The 12425-nt window shown below is 42.6% G+C and carries 12 protein-coding genes; 1 reads left to right on the top strand and 11 read right to left on the bottom strand.

Annotated features, from left to right (window positions below):
* Positions 1-24: 24 nt before the first annotated feature.
* The 11 genes from JOC94_RS06015 to JOC94_RS05965 form a co-directional block, all read right to left on the bottom strand.
* Complete coding sequence (locus JOC94_RS06015; RefSeq protein WP_077113120.1) at positions 25-567, bottom strand: hypothetical protein; 543 nt, start codon at positions 565-567, stop codon at positions 25-27.
* Positions 568-596: 29 nt separating this feature from the next.
* On the bottom strand, positions 597-1823 hold the full coding sequence (locus JOC94_RS06010; protein WP_077113119.1) for an FAD-dependent oxidoreductase: 1227 nt from the start codon (positions 1821-1823) through the stop codon (positions 597-599).
* A 673-nt stretch (positions 1824-2496) separates the two neighbouring features.
* The gene (locus JOC94_RS06005) at positions 2497-2913 is read right to left on the bottom strand and encodes an acyl-CoA thioesterase (protein WP_077113188.1); all 417 of its coding nucleotides are present in this window, start codon (positions 2911-2913) and stop codon (positions 2497-2499) included.
* Between the two features lie 139 nt (positions 2914-3052).
* Complete coding sequence (locus JOC94_RS06000; RefSeq protein WP_077113118.1) at positions 3053-3982, bottom strand: ketopantoate reductase family protein; 930 nt, start codon at positions 3980-3982, stop codon at positions 3053-3055.
* A 70-nt stretch (positions 3983-4052) separates the two neighbouring features.
* Positions 4053-5324 (bottom strand): TRAP transporter large permease, encoded by a 1272-nt coding sequence (locus JOC94_RS05995; RefSeq protein WP_077113117.1) that lies wholly within the window; start codon positions 5322-5324, stop codon positions 4053-4055.
* On the bottom strand, positions 5318-5812 hold the full coding sequence (locus JOC94_RS05990) for a TRAP transporter small permease (protein WP_077113116.1): 495 nt from the start codon (positions 5810-5812) through the stop codon (positions 5318-5320). Before JOC94_RS05990 ends, JOC94_RS05995 begins: the two co-directional genes overlap by 7 nt.
* A 167-nt stretch (positions 5813-5979) precedes the next feature.
* A complete protein-coding gene (locus tag JOC94_RS05985) occupies positions 5980-7020 on the bottom strand; it encodes a TRAP transporter substrate-binding protein (protein WP_077113115.1) in 1041 nt (346 codons plus the stop codon).
* A 194-nt stretch (positions 7021-7214) separates the two neighbouring features.
* Positions 7215-7364 carry a hypothetical protein gene (locus JOC94_RS05980; RefSeq protein ID WP_171973977.1) on the bottom strand — a complete coding sequence of 50 codons (150 nt, stop codon included), beginning with the start codon at positions 7362-7364 and terminating at the stop codon, positions 7215-7217.
* Between the two features lie 473 nt (positions 7365-7837).
* Entirely contained in the window at positions 7838-8002 is a 165-nt protein-coding gene (locus JOC94_RS05975) for a hypothetical protein (protein ID WP_171973976.1), read from the bottom strand.
* A 67-nt stretch (positions 8003-8069) separates the two neighbouring features.
* Complete coding sequence (locus JOC94_RS05970; protein WP_077113114.1) at positions 8070-9530, bottom strand: aldehyde dehydrogenase family protein; 1461 nt, start codon at positions 9528-9530, stop codon at positions 8070-8072.
* 2 nt (positions 9531-9532) lie between these two features.
* The gene (locus tag JOC94_RS05965; protein WP_077113113.1) at positions 9533-11266 is read right to left on the bottom strand and encodes a thiamine pyrophosphate-requiring protein; all 1734 of its coding nucleotides are present in this window, start codon (positions 11264-11266) and stop codon (positions 9533-9535) included.
* Positions 11267-11409: 143 nt separating this feature from the next.
* Between JOC94_RS05965 and JOC94_RS05960 the strand changes: the two genes are divergently transcribed.
* The gene (locus JOC94_RS05960; protein WP_171973975.1) at positions 11410-12291 is read left to right on the top strand and encodes a LysR family transcriptional regulator; all 882 of its coding nucleotides are present in this window, start codon (positions 11410-11412) and stop codon (positions 12289-12291) included.
* Positions 12292-12425 lie beyond the last annotated feature (134 nt).

Raw genomic sequence — 12425 nt, 5'->3', positions numbered from 1 at the left:
TTTTCCCGGTACAGCTTTTTACTATTATAACAAGTATATAACGTTTCCTTCCAGTCCAAGCGGAACGTGGCCATGCTCAAGCAACTCCATCAATGGCGAAAACAATTCCGATTGTCCGGCTATTTCCGCAGCAGCAATCAATACGGCGATATACATGGCATGACCCGTCAAAAAACGGACGGTCTTTTCTTCTTGAAAGACGGAAAAAGCCCTTTTAAAAGCAACATGGAATACAAATTCGGGCAATGCGTCCACTGCTTTTTCCAACAACTGCCCCTGCCCCCGTTCATCCACTTTCTTTTTAAACTGATCGGGAAGCGCGCTCAGCACTTCCCATAATGGGCTCTCTTCAAAACGCAGTTTGCTGATCGTCTCTGCCGCTTCCGCCTTGGAAATCCACTTGACCACATAATCGGTTACATGTAGTTTTTTCATAAAATCCCGCAATAATACTTCAGCTTGTTCATGAGACTTACCTGCATTTTTATACCACTCTATTTTTGATAACCTGTCTGCAAGATCATTGATCAACACCCCGAATTGGTCTTGATTGAGCATCACAGCCATTCTTCATCCTCCTTTTGGATAAGTATCATTTAATATTTGGTTGTCAATTCAGGAGGTCCAAATTTCGGTCCATATGGCCCCTCGTCAAGCCAGCGGCCCAGTCTTGGCACAATGGAGACAAGCGAAGCCGCCAGTTCCCTTTTCATATTCATTTCCGGTGAGTCTCCCTGCAGATGATGTAAAGCGGTTGTGGAAGCATCCCGGTTCCATTTAGCGGCGATTCTCCTTTCATTGGCCGCCGTCAAAATGGCTTCCCTTCTTTCCTCCTCGTTTCCTGCATGCAGCGCTTTTTCAATACCGCGGACAGCAATCAATGCATCAGGAACACCCGAATTTAATCCCCGCGCACCAAAGGGCGCAAACAAGTGAGCCGCTTCACCGGCTAAAAGCACTCGGCACTGATCATCTGTAAAAGAATCGGCCACTACTTGGTGGAAACGATAACTCGAAACCCACGTAATTCTATCTGCATATTTTGGATCCATCACTTTGGGAATCCAGCTTTTTACCCCTTCTAAACTAGTAAACTCTTCCACATCGTCACCTTTTAATAGCTGTAAATCAACTCGCCAGCCGCCTTTGAATGGAACATGCATCACATTGCGATAGCCCATTGCCGGATGCTGGTAATGAAATACCCTTTCGATCGGCAGCGGATCATTCTCGTCTTCCTCCAAATCAACAACAAGGAAAGTGTCATGTGTTCGGGGACCTTCAAATTTCAAACCCGCTTGTTCTCTTACAACAGAGCGCGCACCGTCGCAGCCAATCACGTATTTCGCTTTCCACTTGCTTCCAGAATCAGTTGTAATATAAACATCGTCCTCTTGAATGTCCAATTTCTCAACAGATTCTCCCCAAATGAATGGTACCCCTGCTTCCACACACGCTTCATACATATACTTTTCAATTTCATGCTGATGAAGTGAAGTAAAATGCGGCAATGTATTCGGATCTTGATTGTCCGTTATGCCGTAATTCCGGACATATACTTCTTTCCCACGGTACAACGTCCGCTTAACGGGCCAAATCACTCCGTTTCTGGCCAATTCAAAGCCAAGTCCTTTCGAGGTTTCCTCCAGCAGCTTTAAAGTGGCACTATGCAAATAAATCGCCCGGCTTCCCGGCCTTGGATGATCTTTAGGGTTGGCTTCAATCACCACACAAGATATCCCTTTTTTTTGCAGCGCCAACCCGGCGGTAAGTCCAACAGGTCCCGCGCCGACTACAACCACATCATATTTATGGATTGTCATATTCTTCTATCCCTTCATTTGTTTGACTACATTATATTCGGGATAGCGTTTCCAAAATAGTGGATTGTTCCTGTATGCGGAACTCATTACAAATGGAATGAACCAACATACCAAAGGGAGGAAAAACCTGTTAAAAAAACAGGGTTGTACTTGTATAGAAAGTAGAAGGTAAATCAAAAAAATGGGCAGTATCTCCAAAAGTCGTCGGTAAATCAAAAAAGTGGGCGTATTTCCCAAAAAAAAAAAAGCAAATCAAAAAATGGGGAGGAATTACTGGAATCGGCAAGTAATTCGAAAAAGTGGAGAGTATTTCCCAAAGGTGGCGAGCAATTCAAAAAATGGAGAGTATTTTCCAAAAGTCATCACATAAGTAGACCTCAAAAGCGACCTTTGCTTTCCCAGGAAGATGAAGAGACCTGCGGAAAGCGAAATATGCTGATGTAGCGATGATAGGGATTTTTTTACACTATAAGAGAGTATAAAATGTTTATGGTTTATGGTTTATAGTATAAGAAAAACGATGGCTTTCGCTAAAAGCTTGGCGACAAGCCAAGTTTTTCTAAACACAAATAAACCGAACAATTTTAAACGAATTGTTCGGCTTTTGCTATTTCTTATTTGCTTATGCCCCAGCCCATTTTACGCGCTCCCAAATGTTGCCAAAAGACTCCTTTTATTTTTCGCGTTTAAAAAATCCAAATGCTTCTTGTGCTTCTTTTGGAATCGGTACGGCTTTCGGCTGACTATTTTCAATCGACGTCCAAGCCCTCACCTCATAGCCCTTGGCAACAATCTTGTTCTCCCTCTGAAATACATGTTCTACTTTAAATACTTTCTCTTTCATGTCAATGATTTGTGAATGGACTTCTACCAAATCCTCAAAAAATAAAGGAGACTTAAACTGGCAAAAAGTTTCCAATAATGGCAAAATGATGTTCTTCTCTTTTTGCAACTTTGATACAGGCATCAGTGCCGCTCCGACCAACTCGTGAGCGGCCTGATCCATCCAGCGATAAAAATTTGGATAAAAGACGATCCCGGCCGCATCTGTATCTCCAAAGGCCACCTTGATTGTATGTATGTTTTTCATGTTCATTTATCCTTTCTCTACTTTATTGTTTGATTCATGCGCTTTCACTCACACGGGGCTTGCCATGCAAGTTGTACAATAAACCTTTTACATCTTCATAGTACCTATGTGTTTAGTAGTTTTGTAAAACGTTTAACCATCAGCTCCTACACGCGCTCTGCTCAAGGATTTTCATCAAATGATAGAGAAGTGATAGGTGCGGGACTTGTATATGATGTTTTTTCGCCCTTGCCCATATGGCTCCATTTAGAAAATCAACCTCTGTCTTACGCCTATTTTGAATATCATAATACATAGAGGAATAATGATTTCCGGACATAGAGGGATGACATACACGATATATGGTTTGCTTTACCTTTTCCTTATCAAAATCAACCTGTTCCGCTTTGGCGACAAGATCTATTTCATTTAGCATTCCATCAATGACTTCGGAAATGCCTGAATATGAACCAACTTGGGCAACCGAGCTTAATGTCAGCGTACAAAGAGGATTTAAGATTGAATTAAAGGCCGCTTTTTCCCATATACTTTTGATGACATTTTCCGACACACCGGCATGTAAACCTGCTTGCTGAAACAGGGAAACGATCTGTTCGGCGCCGTTTTTCCTTTTTCCACCCATATGCATGATTTCACTATAGCCAGAGCCAAATGCCGCAACACTCCCCGGCCCTTGTAAATTTGCCGCATACGTTGTCGTTCCGGCAAACAGCTGCTCTTCTTGAACATAGCGCGCCAATATATCCAAATTTCCTATGCCATTTTGCAACGTTAAGATGCTCGTGTCTTCGTCTATGATAGCTTGGCATCTTGCCATCATGTCTTCAGTATCAACTGACTTTGTAAAAACGATGATCAAATCGATAGGAGTGTTTATGCATTCCGGAGCGACTGCCTTTATACGTACTTGATGAACTCCATCCTCATTTTCTACGCTCAACCCGTATTGGTTAATCTGTTCCACATGAGCTTGCCAACGATCAACAAGGATCACCTCATAACCGGCTGTAAACAGCGCAGCCCCAAACCGGCATCCCATTGCTCCGGCACCCACAATGGCAATATTCATCTTTCCGTCTCCTTATCAATTTATCATTTTTAGATAAAAACCTGCCCGAAAAATGGAGGCAGGCCTTCCATCAAAAGCCCCAAATAGGGAACATGACCAAAACAGGAATATAGGTGATGACCAACAATGCGACTATTAAAGCCAGCAACATCCATCCAGAATGACGGGATACTGTCAAAAGCGGCGACTTTCCTATGTTCGATGAGATGAGAAGCGTGGCCCCAAACGGCGGTGTTGCCATTCCAATGGCGGTATTGACTACCACAATGATGCCAAAAATGACTGGATCAATCCCAAGCATATGGATAATCGGGAGAAACATAGGAACAACGATAACTAGAATCGCCATTGTATCCATAAAAGCGCCAAAAAAAAGCAAAATGACATTGATGATTAATAAAATAACAATCGGATTTTCCGACAATGACAAGAAACTGCTGACAATTGTGTTTGGAATGTTTTCATAAGCCAAGACATAGGCAAATAATGCGGCATTGGCAATCACAAACATGATCGTAGCTGTAGATTTAGAGGAATCTAAAAAAATTTTCCATACATCTTTCATCTTTAATTCTTTATAAATGAAAAAGCCGACAATCGTTGCATAAACGACAGCTATGACCCCGGACTCTGTCGGGGTAAAAATGCCCAAAAACACTCCGCCCAATAATATAAGTGGTGTGCCCAATGCCCATAGAGAACGTTTTAATGCTTTCAAAAATTGACTAAAGGTAAATGGCGCATTGCTTCCTTTATAACCTCGTTTCTTTGAAATGATATAAACGACGATCATCAGCGAGATGCCAACGATCAGTCCTGCCGGCAAACCGGCTACATATAAATCTGATATAGAGGCCCCCGAAAGACTGCCATAAATAATTAAAGAGATACTGGGCGGTATGATAACCCCCATAGGACTTGCCGTAGACACAATCGCGGTGGCAAAGCCGCGGTCATAACCTTTTTCGACCATTGCCGGGATCATCAAGGTGCCAAGTGCCGCAGCTGTTGCGATAGAGCTTCCCGAAATAGCCGCAAAAAACATGCACCCAAGTATCGTTACCAATGCCAGACCACCTGTCATTTTGCCCACAATAGAATTCGCTAAATCCAAAATTCTTTGAGCCAATCCTCCAGTGAGCATCAGATTTCCCGCCAGGATGAAAAAGGGAATGGCCATCAAAGCTGACACATCTACACCGGAAAATAAACGCTGGATCACAATGGTTGGTGTTATATCAGCTATGATTATGTAAATAATAGATGAAAAACCGATTGTGATTGCCATCGGAACACCGAGTAAAAAGAACACAACTGTTAAGATAAAAAACATGGCTACCATAATTGTTCCTCCTCTGTCGCGGCATGTCGTTTTGCACCTATTTTCGCCAATATATGAATCATCATGATAACAGCAGATATTGGAATAACCGAATAGATCCACCCCATTGAAATCCCGATATTCGCCGAGCTTTGTGTACCAACAACTTCAAGAGCTTGAATTCCAAAAATAATAAGAAAAAAGGAATAAGCAATCATCACGGCCCCTTGAACAGGAGTGAGCCACTTGCGCAAGCTTGGCCATCTGTCTTCAAAAATGGAAACCGTAATATGAGTGTTGTCGCGGGTGGCGGAGGCTGCCCCGAGATAGACGATGCCAATCATTGCAAAACGAGATAATTCATCAGACCAAAGAATGCCTCCTTGAAAAAAGTAACGTAAAACAATATGAATGGCTAACACAATCGTCATCATGAACAAAAGAGAAGTAATGAATGCTCTGGTCACCATATCTATCCCATCGCTGATCTTATCCATTATTTTCTTCATCACTGCCAACTCCCTATATATTCAAAATAAGGGGCCTGTCTAAAAAGTCTCATGTAGAGTAATCAACTAAAATTCAAAGCCCAAGAATGTTGATTTTACAGCATTCTTGGGTTTTGTTTTTTTAGTTTTCAAGCTGCAATATGACTTTTCGGTTAGCTCCGGTTGACTTATTCAATAGATTGAATCTTTTTTAGTAAGTCGTCGCCATATTTTTTTGTGTAAAGTTCATATACTTCATCAAATTTCCCATCAAACTGGCCCCTGTCAAAATCGTTGATCTCCATGCCTTTTTCTTTTAAGATTTCCTCATACTTTTCATCGTTGGCTTCATTTTCTTTAGAAATTTCTTGTCCGGCCTCGGCGGCGGCTTCCATCACTACCTGTTGTATTTCATCCGGAAGATTGTCCAATATCGGCTTGCTCGCCATTAAATAAGCAAAGACAAAATGGATGCCTGTCTTGGAAACATATTTTTGAACTTCATCCACTTTTTCATCATGAATGATATCCAACGTATTTTCTTGCGCATCGATTGCCCCTTGTTCAAGCCCCGTATACGCATCTCCCCAGTTCATTTGTTGCGGGTTTGCTTCCAATGCCTTGTATGAAGCAGTATAAAAATCACTTTCAATGACCCGTATGGACAGACCTTGAAAATCTTCGATTGTTTCAATAGGTCCTTTATTATTCGTAACGTGACGAAATCCTCTGTTCATAACTCCCAACATTTTTAAATTCGCATCCTCTGTTAAGCCCATAAACTCTTTTCCAGCATCAGAAAATACAAATTGATTTACATGTTCCCAATCATTGAATAGAAAAGGCAAGTCTACTAGCGACACTTGCGGGGCAAATTGTGAAACCGGCGGTCCGCTAATGACGCCAAAGTCAAGTGTTTGTAATTGCATAGCCTCAAGCAATTCGCGATCCGCCCCTAATTGTCTAAAGGGATAAATGGAAACGCTTGCATTTCCATCCGTCTTTTTCTCCAGCTTTTCTTTAAACAACTGGGAAAACTTCTGGTAGTTTGAATTTTCAGGAGCCTGGTGACCAAGCTTAAACTGGTAAGTGGCCTTACTTACAGATGAGGATTGATTACTTCCTTTTTTGTCATTGGAAGTATTGCTTGCTGAATATTGGCCGCACCCTGACAACATGACCAAAATGATAGAAGATAGCAACAGCTTAAAAATGAGCTTTTTTCTCATAACCTAAATCCTCCTCATTTTATTTGATTATAGCTGTGATAGCGGTTACAAATGAGCGCATTATTCCTGTATATGGAACTAAAATGATTGGATCAGAAAAAATGGCCCTATGAATGTGTAATGGACTCGCTTAATTCCTTTATTTTTGTGCCGAATGTTGGTAATCAATCAGCTCCCGATAGCTCCGTTTCCATTCATGAATGAATTCGATTCCTTTGTCGGCTCATTGTGACAGGTGCTCCACTACTGACATCATGAATGCCGTATGGATCATTTAATAGAACAGACCCTAACGTATCGACTTTTTCTTCAAGTAGCAGATAATCTTCTATGATCCGTGCCATGAGGAAGCAGTTGCCCATCCAATCGTACGATTTATGTTTAAATGAAGAAGTCTCTTAAACAAGCGTTCATCTTTTCTTTGTCTTCTTTTGCTATGACTGTTTGTTTCCAATCTACTGGCACTTTGCTAAACAAAGGACCTTGAGAACTCCCAAGCTCCCCGATTACCGGGCTGTATATCGGTTCCCCACCTGAACACCCCTAATAAAACCTTCAAACTGGAGAGAATCATGTAACGTATTTGCCAGGCGAGAAAGCAAAGCGTTTGTATAAAAAATAATTCAGTGTACTACGGGATTGGATGCGGTTATCACCAGTGCGTCTTTTGCATCATTCCTTCATTTGTTTGCCATTGATTGCTCAAAGAGCTTGATATTCCCTTTTAAAAAAGTCCTGTTTGATACAACATCGTTTCGGTTCAACTCTTGCAATAATCATTATCATATGACTTCCTGCCAAATCGCTACATTCTCCCTTAGGACATTTCTTTATCGGCACACACTTTGGAGATCAGCAAATGATGTAACAAAAGTCGTTCATTGAGATCCAGCAAGCATAATTCCTTTCCCGAACTTGGCCCAAGCGAAAAAACAATTGCGGAGCCGAGAGTCCCGGCTCCCCCAATGATCGAGACCTTCACGATTACTCCCACCTCTAGGGAATTGATCAGTTTAAAACTGTTATATGAAAATAGAAGTTTTTATTGGTTAAAAAGCAAATTCCCTTTCTTTCGTTTGTACAGACACCCATTTTGCGCTAGTAAATTCTTCTACTACCCAGGGATTTCCAAACCGGCCAAGCCCACTGGCTTTCGTGCCGCCAAAGGGAATATTGGGGGCATCGTTTACTGTTTGGTCATTGATATGAGTCATCCCGGCATCAAGTTCCAAGGCATACCGTTCTCCTTTTTCCAAATCGCTGGTGAAAATGGCGGAACTTAAACCACGGTCCGTTTCACCAGCAATTTTTATGGCCTCTTCATCCGTCTCCGCTTTTATCACAAGAGCGATTGGAGCGAATAATTCTGTCTGCGCAATATCACTGTCATTTTTTACATCGGCAAAGATAAAAGGGGTCATCACATTGCCTTCAATGCTTCCTTCCAGAACGGTCCGGGCTCCTTCTTTTTTAGCCAGCTCTACATAGCCCGCCGCTTTTTTCAATTGCTGCTCATTAATCAGCGGGCCAATAACTGTTTGTGGATCTTGGGGGTTTCCACATGGAAGTTCTTTCGCTCGGGCCGCAAATGTTTCCACAAATTCCTCATACTTATCTTTGTGAACGATGATTCGATTAATGATCATACATATTTGCCCTTGGTGTATGAATTTTCCGAATATGGATGCGTTTACTGCCTGATCCACATTGGCATCTGATAGGACAACAAACGGGCTATTGCCGCCCAGCTCCAAGGCGACTCTCTTTAAGTTCCTTCCTGCTATTTCTCCTATACGGCGTCCTACCGCTGTAGAGCCCGTAAAACTGATCAGGCGGGGAACGGGGTTTTCTATCATTTCATCTCCAATTTCTTCTATATCGGTTAATAACATGTTAAACACGCCGGGGGGAAGGCCTGCATATTCAAATGCTTTCGCCAGTACGACACCGCCAACCAAGCCCACTTGGATATCTGGCTTATGCACAACCGCATTTCCAAGCGCGATGGCCGGAACGATTGTTCTAAGCGACAAATTCACTGGGAAGTTAAACGGAGAAATGGATGAAATGACACCGAGCGGCAGACGATAAACCTTATTGATTTTTCCTTCCGGACCGCCGGGAACCTCCCAGGCTTTTCCCACTTCATGAGCATAGTTGAGCGCCTCTGCCATTACTCCCACAGCAAGCTGATGCTCCACATTTGCTTTTAAAATCGTTCCACCGGTTTCCCTGCTGATGAGTTGAACAATTTCTTCCTGATGTTCATTCATGTATTCCATTGCTTTTTCAATGACTTGCTTTCGTTCCTCAACCGAAGATCGAGCCCAGCTTTTCTGGGCCTCTTCGGCAACCTGGAAAGCGTCCTGGAGTTGCTCCTTGGATGCGATATTCATTTCGGCAATCAGTGAACCATCGTAAGGATTTATATTCTGATATGTTCTCCCGCTGTCTCCTGCAACCCATTCTCCATTGATAAAACTGTGGGTCATCTGCTCAAAGCTCTGCATACTCAATCTCCTTCCTCATTTTCTTTATTAATAGCTTGCAAATAGACATCCAAAACAGCGGACCTGCCAGACTTTACTGCTTGAAGCGCCTCTTTTAACGCTGCTTTCACTTCTTCCGGTCTTGTAACCTTTTTTGCATAGGCTCCTCCTGCTGCTTCCGCGATTTTCGAAAGATCTGCATGCGGCGTAAAATCTACAAAGAACTCATTCATTTGCTTGGCAATCCCGTCAGGGTGAACACCCAGAGTAGAAAGTTTGGGAGATTTCCAGCCCCTGTTATTAAAAATAACTGTAAGAAAGGGCAACTTATATTTACGGGAAATCCAATGGACGGAAGAAGGTACACTAAACAGATAGCACCCATCACCAATTAAGTTGATCACTGTTTTGGAAGGGGCTGCAAGCTTGGCTCCTATGGCCGCGCCTCCATTCCAGCCAAGTCCCCCAGCCCCGCTGCCCAATATGGAACCGGGCTTCTTCCGGTTCAAATGGGTATACGATACTTCATAACTTGAAATTAACTCATTGGTTATGATGGTGTCCTCATCACATAATTCCCGGATCGCCGCCAACAGATATTCGGGCGTAATAACATCTTTTGGATATTTCTCCGCGGCAACCTGTTTCCCGCGCATCGCATCATGATATTCTTTGATCCGCTGTCTTCGGTTTATAACTTGCTCCCTATGAATGTCGGTTGTAAGCAAGGCCGCGTTTAATTGCTGAAGGGCTATTTCCGCATCAGCGGCGAAAAAACGTTTTGCGGGAATGTACCATAGCGGCATGCCTTCTTTTAATGGGTCCTCGTCGATATAATAAATGACAGCATCCCTTGATGGCTTGTTTTTAAAGGGAATCCAAGGAACATCACTATCAATAACGAGAATGAAGTCGGCTTCTTCCAGAACGGTATTTTGCGCAGGGGTATTCCACTGATAACCACAATGGAGTATGTTATCAGACGGGAAGTTCATATAATTGGGAACAGACTCAAGTACCGGGATCGCCAATTTTTCACAAAATGCGATTAATTGTTCTACCGCCCTTTCGTTTTTTCCAATATACGAAGTAACCACCAGAGGATTGACAGCTTTTTTCAAGTCTTCTATTATCGGCTGTATTTCCATGGGCGCCAAACCGCGCGGCGCCACTGGTTCCCACTGCTCTGGATTGATGCTTACCGGTTCGGTTTCCGCTTCCATTACTTCTCGTGAACCTATTAAATAAACCGGGCCTTGGGGACTTGTCTTGGCAATCTGCAATGCCCGATGTACGATTTGTTTTAGATTCGTTCCCGTTTTGATTTCATAATCATATTTCATGTATCCCCTTACAATGCCTCGTTGATCGGGAACATCCTGAATCCAGTGAATAAATTCATTTCTGCTTCCTAAAAGCTCTCCTTCTTGCGTAATAGGTGAGGTTCCCGCAAAAATGAGAACTGGAACGCGGCCTTTCCAAGCATTATGGATAGCCGCACCCAAGTTTTGCGTTCCGCACTCAACATGGACAACGACTGCCTGTGGTTCTCCGGTTATCTGAGCATAGCCGTGGGCGGCACTGAGCGCGACCATTTCATGTGGACAAATGATGACCTCCGGCAATGTTCGACCTTCTCTTTTGGCATCAGCCAATGCTTCTATCATAGCCGGGTGATCACTGCCAAAATTGGCGAAAAGGTATGATACCCCCGCTTCTTGCAAAGCCTCAAGAAATGCTCTACTTGTTGTATACATACTCAAGTCCACTACACCCTTCTGTTATTTTTTGAAAAATGAAAATCGCGTTAATTAAATTGTAATTCCATTAGGACGTCAGTACAATACGATTACATCTATACTTTTGATAGATATGATCTATGAAAAAGGAGGAAGAAAACATGGAACTGCGTTTGCTGAACTATTTCTGGGCCGTTACAGAGGAACTCCACTTTACAAGGGCCGCCGAACGGCTGGGAATTAGCCAGCCCACACTCAGCCAGCAAATTCGCTTGCTTGAAAGCACGTTAGACACTGTCTTATTTCATAGAGGCGGGAAAAAGGTTGAATTGACTGAAGCCGGAAGGATTCTGTTGGAGCACGTGAACAGAGTGTTTTTCGAATTGGATCAAGCAAAAACGATTATTCAAGAATTGAAGGGGCTGAACCGGGGAAAATTACGAATAGGGAGCTCTGGAAATCATCTCATTTATTCATCATTGCTTTCCTTTCATAAGCAATATCCCAACATTAAAATTTCTGTCTTTGACCTTAAAACTGAAAAAACCGTCGAGAGGCTCTTGAATTCCGAATTTGACCTGGGCATCGTTTTTTTGCCGATTCATCATCCAAGAATAGAGACCATTCCACTTTTTTCCTCTAAGCTATATGTCGTATTATCCAACCATCACCCATTAGTCGAAAAAGACACAGTTCATTTGCAAGAACTACAAGAGTACCCACTGTTTTTATTGCCTGAACAATATTTGATCCGCCAAGAGGTAGATTTATTTAGTAAAAAATCCGGTTTCCGATTAGAGCCGATCGTTGAATTATCCGATACAAACTCACTCATTAAAATGTCCATTCTGAACAACGGTTTTACTATACTTCCCAAGCTTTATGCAGATTACGCCACTGACCTGCCTATTAAATTGGTTAAAATAGCAGACAACGTTCCGGTTATGGAAATAGGCGCAATATATCGAAAAGGAATGATTTTTTCAACAGCTATTCAAGCGTTTTTACAGCATCTAAAAGACTTTTATCAAAAAGGGAATTAAGGAGTAGTAGGAAAAAGCCCTCGGAACATGGCCGCACGATGTAACATGTTGGCCAGTAAAACCTCGAAACGCCAACATCAAGAGCTGTATCCATAGCCATCAAAGTAAAATGTTGAGTCAGCGAACTCAAAACC

The sequence above is a fragment of the Siminovitchia thermophila genome (genome assembly GCF_016909185.1).
Classification (GTDB): Bacteria; Bacillota; Bacilli; order Bacillales; family Bacillaceae_C; genus Siminovitchia; species Siminovitchia thermophila.
The sequence above is the reverse complement of the archived record's forward strand: the minus strand, read 5'-3'. Positions and strand labels throughout refer to the sequence as shown.